This window comes from Nocardioides sp. SYSU D00065 (assembly GCF_017916425.1).
Classification (GTDB): Bacteria; Actinomycetota; Actinomycetes; order Propionibacteriales; family Nocardioidaceae; genus Nocardioides.
The window spans coordinates 1,160,446-1,175,689 of sequence record NZ_JAFMSX010000001.1 but is presented as its reverse complement, the minus strand read 5'-3'; the positions used below and the strand labels follow the sequence as shown (position 1 = coordinate 1,175,689).

Below are 15,244 nucleotides of genomic sequence, written 5' to 3'. Positions count from 1 at the left end.
TCTCTGGTGCCCGAGACCGCCACCGCCACCCAGCCCGTCGGCGAGGTGCTGGCGCGCGCTGTGACAGCGCTCGGCGGGCAGCAGCGCGACGGCCAGGTGCAGATGGCCGCCGAGGTGGCCGAGGCCATGGAGGAGGGCCGGCACCTGCTCGTGCAGGCCGGCACCGGCACCGGCAAGTCGCTGGGCTACCTCGTGCCGGCGCTGCTCCACGACAAGCGCGTCGTGGTCGCCACCGCCACGCTCGCCCTGCAGCACCAGCTCGTCGAGCGCGACCTCCCACGCCTGGTCGAGGCGGTCAAGGACGTGCCCGGCCTCGACACGTCGTACGCCGTGCTCAAGGGCCGTTCCAACTACGCCTGCCTCCACCGGGTCCGCGCCGGCGTGCCCGACGACCAGGGCACCCTCGTCGACGTCCCGCTGGGCGCGATGGCCGAGAAGGTGCTCGAGCTGCGCGCGTGGGCGGAGCAGGAGACCGAGCAGGGCGGCAGCGGCGAGCGCGACAACGCCCCGCGCCACACCGACCGCGAGTGGCGTCAGGTCTCGGTCAACCACCGCGAGTGCCTCGGTGCCGCCAAGTGCCCGTTCGGCGCGGAGTGCTTCGCCGAGCTGGCGCGCGAGAAGGCGCAGCGCAGTCACCTCATCGTCACCAACCACTCCCTGCTCGCGATCGACGCGATCGAGGACGTGCCGATGATCCCCGACTACGACACCGTCGTCATCGACGAGGCGCACGAGCTGACCGCCCGCGTGACCCAGGCCGCGACCGACGAGCTGGGCGTGTCCGACATCGAGCGCGCGGCTCGACGAGCCACCCGCTGGACCGACGCGGCCGACGGCGATCCGGCCGGCGACCTGGAGGACGCGGCCGCGCAGCTCGCCGAGGCCATCGAGGCGACACCGCCCGGGCGCATCGACCAGCTCTCCACGCAGCTGTCCGACGCGCTCGTGCTCGTGCGCGACGCCGCGCGGGCGTGCCTGTCGGCGTTCCCCCGCGAGTCAGGCGGCGGCGAGGGGGAGGGCGACGCGGGCCGCACCCAGGCCAAGGGCATGGTGCAGGAGGTCTTCGCCAACGCCGAGCGGATGGCGGCCGGGTCGCAGGCCGACGTGATGTGGCTCGGCGAGGCCCGCGACCGGTTCCCGGCCCGGCTCCACGTCGCGCCACTCCAGGTGTGGGGCCCGATGCGCGACAAGCTGCTCACCGACAAGACCGTCGTCTTCACCAGCGCCACGCTCATGCTCGGTGGCGAGTTCGGCGCGGTCGCGACATCGCTGGGACTCAAGCCCACCGAGCGGGTCGGGTCGCAGGTCGTGACCACCGACCCCGACACCGCGCTGCCGTGGAAGGGCCTGGACGTCGGCTCGCCCTTCGACTACGGCCAGCAGTCGATCCTCTACGTCGCCCGCCACCTGCCGCAGCCGGGCCGTGACGGCCTCGGGCCGGCCCAGCTCGACGAGATCTGCGACCTCGTCGACGCGCTCGAGGGCCGTACGCTCGGGCTGTTCTCCTCGCGCCGCGCCGCGGAGGCCGCCGCCGAGGCGGTGCGGGCGCGGCTGCCGCACCTGACCACGCTGGCCCAGGGCGACGCCCAGCTCCCCGAGCTCGCCAAGCAGTTCGTCGAGGACCCGCACACCTGCCTGTTCGGGACCCTGTCGCTGTGGCAGGGGCTCGATGTGCCGGGCGACACCTGCCAGCTCGTGATCATCGACCGCATCCCGTTCCCGCGTCCCGACGACCCGCTGATGTCGGCGCGCCAGCGCGCCGCCGATCAGGCCGGCGGCAACGGGTTCATGCAGGTCGCCGCCACCCATGCGGCGCTGCTGCTCGCGCAGGGCGCCGGCCGGCTGATCCGGACGACGTCCGACCGCGGGGTCGTCGCGGTCCTCGACCCGCGCCTGGAGACCGCCCGCTACGGCCGCTTCCTCAAGGCGTCGCTGCCGCCCATGTGGTCGACGACCGACCCGGCGCTCGTCCGCCAGGCGTTGGCGCGGCTGGGGCAGACGAGGGCCTGAGGCCTACGCCGGATAGCCGAAGACCTGGTAGTCGCGCCGGTACATCCGCGCCACCAGGTCGCGCAGCTCGTCGGACACCTGCCGGTCCCGACCGCCGGGTGCGGTCTGGTTCTGCGGCGCGGTCGGCACCGCCGGCGCGCCCACCCGCTCGCACACCTCCGCGAAGTCGCGGTCGAAAGTCTCCAGGCGACCGACGAAGTCGACACGGTTGAGGTCGATCATCCTGCTCTGGAGCGTGAGGTGCTGGTCGGTGCCCGGCACGGCGGAGAGGTCCTGCGCCGCGGTCCAGCGGGCGAACTCCTCCACGACCTGCATCCGCTCGTGCGTCGCCTCGTCGAAGGCGTAGTAGTTGTTGTGGACGACCTTGTCCTGCCACGCCGAGACAAACCGGTCGAGCGGGTCGCGCACGAACGCGAACGTGAAGTAGTCGGCGAACGCCGCCAGCGGGTAGCGCACGCGCATCGCGTGGTCGACGTCGAGGCTGACGCCGTGGCTCTCGCAGTGGTGACGGATGGTCCGCGTCGCCACCTTCGCCACCCGGTACCAGACGAACCGGTGGCTGTGGCTGATCGTGAGGTTGTACGCCAGCGGGCTGAGCCAGCCGGACTCCTCGCCGGCGGCCGTCAGCCGGCCGAGCTCGGCCTCGGCGGCCGGTACGAGCCGGCGCCGGTTGCCCGGACGGGTGCGGAACAGCGCGGGGTCGGGTGCGTCGGCGGACATCGCCGCGAGGCTACACCGGGGGCGAGCGCGCCGTACGCCGAGCGCGGCGCCCCCGGCGTACGCCTCAGACGCTGCGCAGCACCGCCGTGACGACACCGAGGATCGTGGCGTTGTCGCCGGGGATGGGGTCGTAGGCCTCGTTGTGGGGCAGCAGCCAGACGTGCCCGTCCTTGCGCTGGAACGTCTTGACGGTCGCCTCGCCGTCGATGAGCGCGGCGACGATCTGGCCGTTGTCGGCCGTCTGCTCCTGGCGGATCACGACGTAGTCGCCGTTGCAGATGGCGGCGTCGACCATGGAGTCGCCTGAGACCTCGAGGAGGAACAGCGTGCCGTCGCCGACGAGCTGCTTGGGCAGCGGGAACACGTCGGTGACCTGCTCCTCGGCGAGGATCGGACCGCCGGCGGCGATCCGGCCGACGACCGGGATGTTGACCGCGGTCGGCGCGACGTCGCCGATGCCGGTCTCGTCGATGCTCGATTCCTCGCCGCTGGAGATCGAGCGGCGGGCCGCCATCACCTCGGGCAGGAAGACCTCGAGGGCGCGCGGGCGGTTGGGGTCGCGCTTGAGGAAGCCCTTGCCCTCCAGCACGCGCAGCTGGTGCGCGACGCTGGAGGAGGAGGTCAGGCCGACCGCCTGTCCGATCTCGCGCATGCTGGGCGGGTAGCCCTTGGTCTCGATCGAGTCCTTGATCGTCGCCAGCACGCGCTGCTGACGAGGGGTCAGGCCCGTCGCGTCCGGGGGGCCGTCGGGCATCTCGATGACGTTGGGGTCGTCTGACTTGGCCATGCGGTCCTCCACTACGGTTGCCCACCCCGCGGCCCGCGTCGGCCCGGGAGTGGCTGGTGCGCCCACCGTAGTGCGCGCGGCCGGGCCGGATCAAACACCTGTTCGAAGTCCGCGTGTCGAGGCGTCTCGATGCATGCCGGCGAACACGTGTTCGACGGATGCTTGCGTTGTTCGAACACGTGCTCTAAGGTCGTACATGTGTTCGATCGAACGTCTGATCGACGCCGCTGCCGGGCCAGGCCCGTTGTCGGTGGCTCCGACTAGACATTCGCTCGACCGACCACCCGGCTGATCTTCCCCAGGAGGCCACCATGAGCACCCTCAGCCTTGCACCCGCTTTCACGCCCACCTCCGCTCGTTCCCGATCGACCGTGCGCCTGACGCGCCGTGGCCGGCTTGTCGTCTTCCTGACGTCGCTGTTCCTGGCCCTCGGTGTGGCGTTCCTCCTCGCCGGCGGCGCGGTCGGCACGGACCGCGCAGGAGAGCCGGTGCCGACCGAGATCGTCCAGGTCGCGCCCGGCGACACGCTGTGGGAGATCGCCAGCGACGCCGCCACCGACGGCGACGTCCGATCGATGATGAGCGAGATCGAGCGCCTCAACGCGCTCGAGTCCACCGGCCTCGCGGCCGGCCAGAAGCTCCGCGTCCCAGTCGTCTCCGACTGACGCGAGAGGCCTCCACCAGCCGCTTCGACCCCGGCTGGTGGACCAAAGGGGAGGACGAGGGGCGGGCCAGCTGGCCCGCCCCTCGGCGCCATTTCGAGGCAGTCGCTCGTTCGCTGCCACTATCAGCAAGTTCTCCACAGGGTTTGCCTCAGGGGTGGTTCATTCCCCGCCCGGATGGGTAGTTTCGCGGTGCTGACGTTGTTCTCGGGAAGGCACCTTCATGCACGTACGCCGCGCGCTCGCCGTCACCCTCGTCGCTCCGCTGCTCCTCGCCGGGTGCACCGACGAGGCCGAGCCCACGCCGAAGATGCCCGATCCCACGACGTCGTCTCCTGCGTCGACGCCGACGGAGACGGAGACTGCGGAGCAGGAGAGTCCGGAGGAGTTCATTCGGCGGTGGGTAAAGGCCGGCGACGAAATGCAAGTGACAGGGGCGACGGAGGAGTACGACCGAATGGCGCCAAGGTGCGAACCGTGCCAGGCGTTTGTTGACAACGTTCGCAAGGTGTATGCCGACGGCGGTAGCGCAGAGTTTGCCGGGTCTCGCGTTGTAAGCATGGTGCGGAGAGGGTCGAGTCCGCCGACCTATGACGTCACGAAGGTGCTGCCCGAGACGATCATCAAGAGCGGCGACGGCCGAACTGAAACGCTGCCGGGCGGGCGGACGACGATTCGCGTAACCCTCGGTCTGACCAAGGGCGTGTGGACAGTGACGCACTTCGGGATCCTGTGATGGCTGTCCTTCGAGGTCTCGTTGCGGCAAGCATCCTGACTTCGGTGCTTGTTGCCTTGCTCGCATCGCAGGCGACCGCTGAATCGTCGTGTGTATCGGTCGGTTGGGAACAGCTGGACGCGGACTGCACTTGGACCTACGCGGACTATTCCGCTAGCGCGAGCTCTGGCGATGGGCAGACGTGGGTTGTGACTATCCAGTGCGGCAACGGGGGGATTTGCTCTGAGCACGTCGAGTGCGAGGAGGGCGGCGCGGCGGGCTTCTGGCATGACGTCTTCCTCAATGGGAACGACGTCGGTGACGTCTGCGTGCCGGAGAACGAGGTCGACCAGGTCAACATCGCCCAACTGATCCTCCGCGAATTCAGACGGATCGCCTGGCCGGACTCAGAGCTCGTCGTGCAGCCGCCCGGCGGCAAGACGCTGGTGAACTTCGAGACGAACTTCTACACGCCGGACCACGCTGCGATCACGCAGGACGTCGTCCTGGCGGGCCGGCGCGTTGCTATCCGCGCGGTGCCGACGTCGTACACGTTCCACTTCGGCGACGGGACCAGCACGACGACGGACAGCCCGGGCGCACCGCACCCCGACCTCGACGTCACGCACGCCTACCAGCGCACCGGAAAGGTAACGCTCGGCCTGGACACGACGTACGCGGGGGAGTACCGGATCGGGGACGGCGACTGGGTCGCCATCACGGAGACGCTCACCGTCGCGGGCGACGGGCAACCGCTCGAGATCGTGGAGGCGCTTCCGCAGCTCGTGATCCGCTGACACCCGACATCGTGGAAGTTCCGAGCCACCAGGTGACTCGGATCCTCCACGATCAGGTGGATCAGCGAGCCGCGCGCTTCCCGCCGACGGGTCGGGGAACGGCTGGCTCGTCGGCGGAGGCGCCGGCGGAGGTAGGTGGCGGCGCGGTGATCCCGAGCGCGCGCGAGAGCCGGGCGACCAGGAGCAGGCCGACGAACAGGCAGGCGACCGCGCCCAGGCTGGCCAGCCCCATGAATGCCCAGGCCGAGCCGCCGGATCCCTCGCGCGCCGCCGTACCGAAGTCGATGGCGGCGTAGACCAGGTAGCCCCACGCGATGACGCACAGGGTGATGGCGGCGCCGATGACGAGGGCGGCCTTGTTCAGCGTCCGGGGTGGCCGGGCGCCCTTGCGCGACCCTGCTCTCTTCCCCGTGGACACGCGCCCATTGTGGCGGATGGGGCATGGGCGAGGATGCGATTTCGACCAGGTGCGGGGGTCGACACGCCGGGACGCGAGAGGTGGAACGGCCACTGACCTGCGGTTTTAGCGAGCCGGTGGAATCGGTCCGACGAGGTTCGGCATTCGCTTGCCAAGCGTCGTGGCCGGGGCGTACGGTTACCACTACATCTAGTAGTTACACCGCTGTAGTTATCCACATCTGGTGCACAGGCCAGGCGGCGAAGCGCACAGCTCCAGGCTAGTTGTCCACAGGAACATCCCCAGGCGACACCCTGTTGAGACGGGTGTACGTGCCATGCCTCGACGTACCCGGGAGGAGGACCCATGCACTGTCCCTACTGCAAGAACGAGGACACCAAGGTCCTCGACTCCCGAGTCGCTGACGACGGCGGTTCCATCCGTCGCCGCCGCACCTGCGCCGAGTGCGACCGCAGGTTCACCACGGTCGAGAAGATGCAGCTCACTGTGCTCAAGCGCTCCGGCGCCACCGAGCCGTTCAACCGCGACAAGGCGATCGCCGGCGTCCGCAAGGCCTGCAAGGGCCGTCCGGTCACCGACGCCCAGCTCGCCTGCCTCGGCCAGGAGGTCGAGGACGCCCTGCGCCTCAGCGGACAGGCCGAGTTCGACGCCAACGACGTCGGTCTCGCGATCCTGGCGCCGCTGCGCGCGCTCGACGAGGTGGCGTACCTCCGGTTCGCCTCCGTCTACCGCGCGTTCGAGTCCGCCGACGACTTCGAGCAGGAGATCCAGATCCTGCGCATGGAGCGCACGGCGGAGGCACACCCAGCCCAGTCGGGCTGACCACAGACGGCCCGGCAGGTAGTGGGGAAGCTGCCTGCCGGGCTCACCAACCGTGCGGACGACCGTCCGCAATTCACACACAGGAGAGCGCATGACCGAGACGGTGAGCACCCGCAGGGGCGCTGCACGGGGCAAGGGCCTCAAGCTGGAGCGCATCTTCAGCACCGAGGGCACCCACCCCTACGACGCCATCACGTGGGAGCGTCGCGACGTCGTCCAGCAGAACTGGAAGACCGGCGAGACCGTCTTCGAGCAGCGCGGCGTGGAGTTCCCCGACTTCTGGTCGGTCAACGCCTCGACGATCGTCACGACCAAGTACTTCCGCGGCGCGGTCGGCACCGACGCCCGCGAGTGGAGCCTCAAGCAGCTCATCGACCGGGTCGTCAAGACGTACACCAAGGCCGGCATCGAGCACGGCTACTTCGCCACGGACGCCGACGCCGAGGTCTTCGAGCACGAGCTGACCTGGCTGCTGGTCAACCAGTACTTCTCCTTCAACTCCCCGGTGTGGTTCAACGTCGGCACGCCCTCGCCGCAGCAGGTCAGCGCCTGCTTCATCCTGAGCGTCGACGACTCGATGGACTCGATCCTCAACTGGTACAAGGAGGAGGGCTTCATCTTCAAGGGCGGCTCCGGCGCCGGCCTCAACCTCTCCCGCATCCGCTCGTCCAAGGAGCTGCTCTCCAGCGGCGGTACGGCGTCGGGTCCGGTCTCCTTCATGCGCGGCGCCGACGCGTCCGCGGGCACCATCAAGTCGGGCGGCGCGACGCGCCGTGCGGCCAAGATGGTCGTCCTCGACGTCGACCACCCCGACATCGAGGAGTTCGTGATGACGAAGGCGCGCGAGGAGGACAAGATCCGCGCGCTGCGTGACGCCGGCTTCGACATGGACCTCGGCGGCGCCGACATCACCTCCGTGCAGTACCAGAACGCCAACAACTCCGTCCGCGTCAGCGACGAGTTCATGCGCGCGGTCGAGGACGGCACCGAGTTCGGCCTGCGGGCGCGCGGCACCGGCGAGGTCATCGAGACCGTCGACGCCCGCGACCTGTTCCGCAAGATCAGCCAGGCCGCGTGGGAGTGCGCCGACCCGGGCCTGCAGTACGACGACACGATCAACGACTGGCACACCAACCCGGAGACCGGCCGCATCACCGCGTCCAACCCGTGCTCGGAGTACATGTCGCTCGACAACTCCTCGTGCAACCTCGCCAGCCTCAACCTGCTGAAGTTCCTCAAGGACGACGACACCTTCGACGCGGAGCTGTTCGCCAAGGCCGTCGAGTTCATCATCACCGCGATGGACATCTCCATCTGCTTCGCGGACTTCCCGACCGAGCCGATCGGCCAGACCACCCGCGACTACCGCCAGCTCGGCATCGGCTACGCCAACCTCGGCGCCCTGCTCATGGCGATGGGCCTCGGCTACGACTCCGAGGGCGGCCGGTCGATGGCCGCGGCCATCACGTCGCTGATGACCGGTACGTCGTACAAGCGCAGCGCCGAGCTCGCCGGCATCGTCGGCCCCTACGCCGGCTACGCCCGCAACGCCGACGCCCACAAGCGCGTGATGCGCAAGCACCAGGCGGCCAACGACGTCGTGCGCGTGCTGCACACCGAGGACGGCCGCGTGCACAAGCTGGCCACCAAGGCGTGGGCCGACGTCATCAAGCTGGGCGAGAAGAACGGGTTCCGCAACGCGCAGGCCTCCGTGCTCGCGCCCACCGGCACCATCGGCTTCATGATGGACTGCGACACCACCGGCATCGAGCCCGACTTCTCCCTGGTGAAGTTCAAGAAGCTCGTCGGCGGCGGCTCCATGCAGATCGTCAACCAGACGATCCCGCGGGCGCTGAAGAAGCTCGGCTACCAGCAGGAGCAGATCGAGGCGATCGTCGCCTACATCGCCGAGCACGGTCACGTCGTCGACGCGCCGGGCCTCAAGACCGAGCACTACGAGGTCTTCGACACCGCGATGGGCGCCCGCTCGCTCAAGCCGATGGGTCACGTGCGGATGATGGCGGCGGCGCAGCCGTTCCTGTCCGGCGCGATCTCCAAGACGGTCAACCTGCCCGAGACGGCCACGGTCGAGGAGATCGAGGACGTCTACATGCAGTCCTGGAAGCTCGGCCTCAAGGCCACCGCCGTCTACCGCGACAACTGCAAGGTCGGCCAGCCCCTGGCCGACGGTGGCGGCAAGGCCAAGAAGGACGCCGCCGACAAGGCGGCGGCCGACTCCGCAGCCGAGGTCGAGACCAAGGTCGTCGAGAAGGTCGTCTACGCCCCGGTCCGCAAGCGCCTGCCGAAGTCGCGCACCGCGCGCACCACGTCGTTCACCGTCGGCGGTGCCGAGGGCTACATGACCTCCGGCGCCCACGACGACGGAACCCTCGGCGAGGTGTTCCTCAAGCTCGGCAAGCAGGGCTCGACCCTGGCCGGCGTGATGGACGCCTTCTCGATCGCGGTGTCGGTCGGCCTGCAGTACGGCGTCCCGCTGGAGACCTACGTCTCGAAGTTCACCAACCTCCGCTTCGAGCCCGCCGGCCTCACCGACGACCCGGACGTGCGGATGTCGCAGTCGATCATGGACTACATCTTCCGCCGCCTCGCCCTGGACTACCTGTCCTTCGAGGAGCGCTCGATGCTCGGCATCTACTCCGCCGAGGAGCGCCAGCGCCACCTCGAGACCGGCTCGTACGAGCCGCTGGTCGAGGAGACCGGCTCGGCCGCCGAGCTCGTCGAGCCGGCGTCCTCGTCCGCGTCGTCCTCCACGGACGTCGTCGAGGCCGAGGAGGTCGAGACCAAGGACACCCACGGCAACGAGGCCCGCGAGGTCCCGGCTCAGGTGTCCACCGGTACGGCGCACACCACCGCCGAGCTGTTCGAGAAGCTCACCGGCACCGCCGTTGACTCCCCGCTCTGCATGACCTGCGGGACGAAGATGCGCCCGGCTGGGTCCTGCTACGTGTGCGAGGGCTGCGGGAGCACCAGCGGCTGCAGCTGATCAGTGAATGCGTCGAGGGCGGGCCGCGTGGTGCGGTCCGCCCTCGACGCGTTCCTTCGCGACACCAAGCCGATCGAGCTACGGTCTGCGGTGCTGAGCACAGCCTCTCGGGTTCACCGACATTCTGGAGCGACTGGTCTCAGCGAGACCTACCATCGTGCGCATGCAGCTGCCGAGCCCGCCCGCTAGCCACTACATCAGCCGACCACCCAAGTGGCTGTGGATGCTCCCCGTCTTCTCGATGGGTCTGTTGTCCGCGGTGCCGCCGATCGTCATAGCAGCCAAGGCGAGGGCGCGACAGGCATGGACGTGGGCTGTGGGGTTGGCGGGGACATGGCTGCTCGGCTTCATGCTCGTTGGCACGGACGAGTCCGACAGCTTGCTCTCCGATGTCGGCTTGGCGCTGTACTTCGCTGCATGGATCGGCGCTGTCGTGTATGCCCTGGTGATGGGGCCGAGGGTCCCGTGGCCGCCCAAGGGGAGCTACGTGCCGGTGGCGCGTCCAGTGCCAGCGCCGTACGACCCCAACTCGAGCGCTGTGGCGAGCGTCCAGGGTGCGCGACTCAAGCGGGAGGAGGCGCGTGCCATCGCGAGCCGCGACCCCGCGATGGCGCGCGACCTGCGAATCGGTCGTCCGGACCTGCCGCGGCAGTACGACGACGGAGGACTGGTTGATGTCAACAGTGCTCCCGTCGAGGTCCTGCGGGAGTCGCTCGGATTGACCGCCGACCAGGCTGCGAAGCTTGTTGAGGCACGTCATCAGCTGAGCAGGTTCGAGCACCCCGAGGACCTGGTGAACTTCGCAGGCCTTGAGCTCAGCGCCTTCGACAGCGTCAGGGACCGCGTCATCATCATGTGACGTGAACGCTTGAACGATTGAGCCGTCCCTGTGCCACCGCGCTCACGCGCCCCCGGCCAGCCTCCCGAGCCGACGACGACGTCAGCTGCCGCTCCCTCCGGCTCGGCGGTGGGCAGCAGGAGTCGTGACAACCTTTCAGGTTGTTGCCCAGTCACAAGGGTTCGTGCACGATCAGGGGGAATCATGAGGAACACCAGCCTGACTGCCGCCGCGCTCCTCGGCGCGGCCCTGCTCGCGCCGATCAGCACGGCCACCGCGGCGGCCGAGACATGTCAGGGACAGTCGGCGACCATCGTCGGGACGCCCGGGAGCCAGATCACGGGAACGGAGGGCGCGGACGTCATCGTCACGAACGGCGCGACGCGTGTCGACGCGCTCGGCGGGGATGACCTCGTGTGCGCGACCAGCGAGGACGGCGTCGGCTACAACCCCGTCTTCGCCATCCTCGGCGCGGGGGCCGACACGTTCACCGCCTCCAACGGCGGATCGCACGTGATCTACGCGGGCACCATCGTTGGCCCCGACAACGTGGTCGCCCCCGACAGCACCGACACCGAGGCCGACGTCATCCGGTCCAGCGGTCACAGCCTCGTCAGGTCCGGCATGGCTGGCCAGTCGAACGCCGACATCATCGACCTCGCGTCCGGCGAAGTCAGTTGGAGCGGCATCCAGACCGCCCCGGGCGCGGTGTCCGTGGGTACGGACGGCATCCTGGGCGTTCGATCCGCCAACGGCGACGTCACCATGGACGCCAGCGGCACCGTGACCGGCGCCGACACGATGCTCACCTGGACAGGCCAGTTCGACCGGTTGGTCTTCACCACATCAGCCGCGAACGGACGGTTCACGTTCCGCGGCACCGGCGGCACCGAGCACCTGAAGGTCGACGCGCCGATGACGTATGACCGCGACATCGCGCTCGGCGGCGGCAAGGACTCCTACGAGTCGAACAGCCTGGGCGGGAAAGCGACGCGGATCAAGGGCGACGGCGGGCGCAACCAGCTGCTGCTCGAGCTCGGCAGCCACGACCGGGTGCGCGCCGACCCGAGCCGTTCCCGGGTGACGGCCACCGAGGATGGTGTCACGGACTCGATCCGCGTGCGCGGCTTCGATGACCTCATCGTGACCGCGAAGCGCGCCGACGTCGTCGGCACCAACCGCGCGAACGAGATCGGCGTCATCGCGTGCCGGACGACGATCAAGGGCAAGAAGGGCCGGGACGAGCTCTACGTCGACTCCAAGTACAAGGGCCTCGGCTCGTGGGCCACGCCGCGGTGCGCGACGTATCGATCCACGATGTACGGCGGCTCGGGCAACGACAGCCTCGCCGGGAGCTACGTCAGCAACGACCGCCTCATCGGCGGCCCGGGCAAGGACAACGTGAGCGGTGGGTGGGCCGGGCGCGACGTGTGCCAGGGCGAGAAGCTTCGGAACTGCGAGAAGCGCATCTGACCGCGCGCGCACGCGTCTCGGTGTGTCCTGCAGCTGAGCCAAGCACGGAGGGCGCCCCCAGAGCCCGATGGGCCCTCGAATCGCTCACGGCAGAGCGGGTTGATCCTCGCGCTCCGATGGGGGAGATGCCTCGACGACGTGGCCCGGCGCGGCTCCGCCCCGGCTGAGGCGGCTGCTACAAGAGGCCGGCGGCCTCAGAGGTCGGTCTCGACCACGTACGCGTCGTGGTCGGAGAGCCGCTTCCCGTGGTGCTCCGCCGACACGCGCCTTGCCGAAGCGGCGGTGCCGGCAGGTACGGCGATGTGGTCGATGCTGAGCAGGCCGTCGATCGCGTGCGGCAGCTCGGCGGTCGGGACTGCGAGGTCGAGCTCGCCCAGCGCCCGGGTGATGGCCGCGCGGCCACCTGCGGAGCCGGCGTACTCGCGCCCGGACAGGGCGTGGTTCCAGTCGCCGCCCCACACCAGCGAGCCGGCTGGCCGCAGCCGCAGCAGCAGGTCGTCGACGGCGTTCGACGTCCTGTCGGCGTGCCGATCGCCGACCCACACCGGACCGGACCGGGCGCTGCGCCATGGCAGGACCGAGCTGACGTACGTCGTCGCGCCGATGCGGGCCTGGGCGCTGGCGTGGTGCGGATCCGGACTCGACGCCATCGGCACCCGGCTCGCGACGCCTGCCCAGCGTCGGCGCCGAGCCGCGAGGGACTGGGACAGGTGCAGCGCGTAGCCGGGCAGGCTGGTTTGCTCGTTCACCTCGGTCAGCAGCCACACGTCGCAGTCCGCGTCCAGCAGCAGTGCCCGATGGGCCGCCGACCAGCGGCCGGCGAGGTTCCAGGTTCCGATGCGCACGCCGCGCATCATGGCGGAGTCGCGGACGCGCACGCGCATTCGCTGCGCAGTGGGGCCGCGGGCAGGCGGTCGCGGCGACGGCCGAAATGACCCTTGCGGGCCACGCCGGTCAGGCCCCGCCCCGTTCCTCGAGGTACTGCTCGACCTGCCTGAGGGCCTCCGGGTCGAGTGTGTCGCGCAGGTCGACCACCAGGTCGCGTCGGAGGCCCTCCACGGCTGCGGCGTAGAGGGGTCGGCCCAGCCTCCGCTCCGGGTCGCGGGAGTACCAGTCCCGGTATCTCCGCGCACCCCAGCGCTGCAGCGTGCCTGCGATCAGTCCTGGCCGGCCCCTCCTGCCCCAGAAGCCGACGAGCTGACCAAGGGCAAAGGCGACGATGAATGCCGCCGCCATGACGAAGACCGTGCCGGCGACCTCGTCCCCGGCGAAGTTGTCGGAGGCGGCGAACAGGCCGCCGTAGTAGACAGGAACCAGCTCCCGCACGTGCTCGACGTACGGGCTTGCCTGCTCGGCCGCCGCGGCCAGGTCCCGCAGGGAGCCGGTATCGGGTATCGCGGCCCACGCAGCGTCCAGGTGGTCGACCAGCTCGCGGGCCGTCTCCGGGATGTTGGTGATCCCCAGGTCGCCCACGGTCTCCCTCGCCGCCCCGACCTCGCCGGACACCCGCTCGATGTCACGGAGCGTCTCGACGCTCCGGTCGACACTCGCCTGGAGCTCCGCCTGAGGCGGGGTGTGGTCGCGCAGATGCTCGAGGGCGCCCTGGATCTCCTGGCGGTGGTCGGCGACGTACTTGGCGGCGCGGTACCTGTCCGTCAGGTTGGACACCGCGGCGACCGCGTCGCGGCCCTTGCCGCCCACTGTCTCCGCATCGCTGAGCGCCACGCTCGCTGCCGCGGCGGCGCCATAGGCCTTGAACCCGACCTCACCGATCCAGCCGACGACTCGTCGACCGATCTCGATGTTGCGGGCGCCCGAGGGGCGGTCATGGCCGGTTGTCACAGGGCGTCCTCCAACAAGTCGGTCACGTCCTCGCGGGTGGGAACAGCCCCGCCGGTCCCGAGGATGTTCTCAAACACCACCGTCACGACCGGTCTTGTCGCGCTACCGGCGGACGTGAGAAGTGCTGTCCGCCGGGGAGATGACCCGTTCTCGGTGACGCTCCCGGCGGACGCGATTCATCACTCGTCGGCACCCCGATGGGGCGGTTCGAGGCGCCGGCCGTCGGCCGCACCGGCGGGGGTGACGTACCGATGCGCACCGACGGATTCTCTCGGACCGACATCGCGAAGCCCGCGCGCGCAACGCCGAGGCTGTCTACCGTTGTGGGCGGAGGTGGTCGAGATGGTGGGGGATTCGGCGGGACGGTCGGCACACGACGTCGCGAGGCGGCAGCGTGAGCGCGCCGAGCGGCTGCAGCGATCGGCAGCGCTGTGGGAGCAGGGGGCCGAGGGTGAGGTGGCCGTCGCCCGCGCCCTCGAGGCGTTGCCCGAGGGCTGGGTGGCGCTGCACGATCTCCCATGGCCCGGCCGGCAGCGAGCCAACCTCGACCACGTGGTGGTCGGCCCAGGTGGCGTGTTCGTGGTCGACGCCAAGAACTGGTCGGGCCGGATCGAGGTGCGCGACCAGGTGCTGACCCAGAACGGGCGCCGGCGTGAGGAGGCGGTCGCCGGCGCGGCGGAGGCGGCGATCACCCTGCAGAGCATCGTGTCGGTGTCCCACTCGTGCACGGGCGTCCTGTGCTTCGTGCGGGACGAGCCGATGACTGGGTGGGCCCGCGGGGTCATGGTCTGCTCGACGAGCAACCTCACGACGATGTTGACGTCGCGCCCGCCCGTGCTCGGCGCGGACGACGTACGCGCGTGCGTCGAGGCGATCCGGGCGGGCGCCCAGCGCACCATGCGGACGACGGTGTCCCGATCGGAGCGTCGTACGACGAAGCGGCGGGGCGGTCGGCCGGTGGCGGTGCTGGTGGGCGGGCTCGCGCTGCTGGCGGCCATCGCGAGTGGCGGACTCCAGGACGCGGCCGACTGGGCGGGCCGACAGTTCGCCGGGGTGATCGTGCCGGGTGAGCCGGAGCAGCCGGTCGCGCCGAGCGACAGGGACGAGCGGAACAAGAAGGACAAGCAGAAGCGGATAGACCAGCAGCGTCAGTAGC

General features: G+C 69.9%; 14 protein-coding genes. 9 read left to right on the top strand and 5 right to left on the bottom strand.

Annotated elements, in window-relative coordinates; all coding sequences use genetic code 11:
• The first annotated feature begins 6 nt into the window (after positions 1–6).
• Complete coding sequence (locus J3P41_RS05575; protein ID WP_307861842.1) at positions 7–2,010, top strand: ATP-dependent DNA helicase; 2,004 nt, start codon at positions 7–9, stop codon at positions 2,008–2,010.
• Positions 2,011–2,013: 3 nt separating this feature from the next.
• Here J3P41_RS05575 and J3P41_RS05570 read toward each other — a convergent pair whose 3' ends face one another.
• Both J3P41_RS05570 and lexA read right to left on the bottom strand, forming a co-directional pair.
• Positions 2,014–2,730: a sulfotransferase family protein gene (locus J3P41_RS05570; protein WP_210649201.1), complete on the bottom strand. Its 717-nt coding sequence runs from the start codon at positions 2,728–2,730 to the stop codon at positions 2,014–2,016.
• Positions 2,731–2,794: 64 nt separating this feature from the next.
• Positions 2,795–3,517 carry a transcriptional repressor LexA gene (gene lexA, locus J3P41_RS05565; protein WP_246861462.1) on the bottom strand — a complete coding sequence of 241 codons (723 nt, stop codon included), beginning with the start codon at positions 3,515–3,517 and terminating at the stop codon, positions 2,795–2,797.
• Between the two features lie 311 nt (positions 3,518–3,828).
• Between lexA and J3P41_RS05560 the strand changes: the two genes are divergently transcribed.
• From J3P41_RS05560 to J3P41_RS05550, 3 genes are all read left to right on the top strand, one after another.
• The gene (locus tag J3P41_RS05560) at positions 3,829–4,182 is read left to right on the top strand and encodes a LysM peptidoglycan-binding domain-containing protein (protein WP_210649200.1); all 354 of its coding nucleotides are present in this window, start codon (positions 3,829–3,831) and stop codon (positions 4,180–4,182) included.
• A gap of 220 nt (positions 4,183–4,402) precedes the next feature.
• Positions 4,403–4,915 carry a hypothetical protein gene (locus tag J3P41_RS05555; RefSeq protein ID WP_210649199.1) on the top strand — a complete coding sequence of 171 codons (513 nt, stop codon included), beginning with the start codon at positions 4,403–4,405 and terminating at the stop codon, positions 4,913–4,915.
• Positions 4,915–5,691, top strand: a complete 777-nt coding sequence (locus J3P41_RS05550) for a hypothetical protein (RefSeq protein ID WP_210649198.1) — start codon at positions 4,915–4,917, stop codon at positions 5,689–5,691. The genes J3P41_RS05555 and J3P41_RS05550 overlap by 1 nt, the downstream gene beginning before the upstream one ends.
• A gap of 61 nt (positions 5,692–5,752) precedes the next feature.
• Here the strand turns inward: J3P41_RS05550 and J3P41_RS05545 are convergent, their stop codons facing one another.
• Positions 5,753–6,109 carry a hypothetical protein gene (locus tag J3P41_RS05545; protein WP_210649197.1) on the bottom strand — a complete coding sequence of 119 codons (357 nt, stop codon included), beginning with the start codon at positions 6,107–6,109 and terminating at the stop codon, positions 5,753–5,755.
• Between the two features lie 345 nt (positions 6,110–6,454).
• Here J3P41_RS05545 and nrdR point away from each other — a divergent pair, with 345 nt between their 5' ends.
• The 4 genes from nrdR to J3P41_RS05525 all read left to right on the top strand — a co-directional run bounded on the left by nrdR (position 6,455) and on the right by J3P41_RS05525 (position 12,246).
• Positions 6,455–6,931: a transcriptional regulator NrdR gene (gene nrdR, locus J3P41_RS05540; protein ID WP_210649196.1), complete on the top strand. Its 477-nt coding sequence runs from the start codon at positions 6,455–6,457 to the stop codon at positions 6,929–6,931.
• Between the two features lie 91 nt (positions 6,932–7,022).
• Positions 7,023–9,935: a vitamin B12-dependent ribonucleotide reductase gene (locus J3P41_RS05535; RefSeq protein WP_210649195.1), complete on the top strand. Its 2,913-nt coding sequence runs from the start codon at positions 7,023–7,025 to the stop codon at positions 9,933–9,935.
• A gap of 163 nt (positions 9,936–10,098) precedes the next feature.
• On the top strand, positions 10,099–10,794 hold the full coding sequence (locus J3P41_RS05530; protein ID WP_210649194.1) for a helix-hairpin-helix domain-containing protein: 696 nt from the start codon (positions 10,099–10,101) through the stop codon (positions 10,792–10,794).
• 183 nt (positions 10,795–10,977) lie between these two features.
• On the top strand, positions 10,978–12,246 hold the full coding sequence (locus J3P41_RS05525) for a hypothetical protein (RefSeq protein WP_210649193.1): 1,269 nt from the start codon (positions 10,978–10,980) through the stop codon (positions 12,244–12,246).
• Positions 12,247–12,440: 194 nt separating this feature from the next.
• Here J3P41_RS05525 and J3P41_RS05520 read toward each other — a convergent pair whose 3' ends face one another.
• Positions 12,441–13,091, bottom strand: coding sequence for an endonuclease/exonuclease/phosphatase family protein (locus J3P41_RS05520; RefSeq protein WP_210649192.1), 651 nt, complete (start codon positions 13,089–13,091; stop codon positions 12,441–12,443).
• A gap of 109 nt (positions 13,092–13,200) precedes the next feature.
• Positions 13,201–14,088, bottom strand: a complete 888-nt coding sequence (locus J3P41_RS05515) for a hypothetical protein (protein ID WP_210649191.1) — start codon at positions 14,086–14,088, stop codon at positions 13,201–13,203.
• Between the two features lie 342 nt (positions 14,089–14,430).
• Between J3P41_RS05515 and J3P41_RS05510 the strand changes: the two genes are divergently transcribed.
• Positions 14,431–15,243, top strand: coding sequence for a nuclease-related domain-containing protein (locus J3P41_RS05510; protein WP_210649190.1), 813 nt, complete (start codon positions 14,431–14,433; stop codon positions 15,241–15,243).
• The last annotated feature ends 1 nt before the right edge of the window (position 15,244 follow it).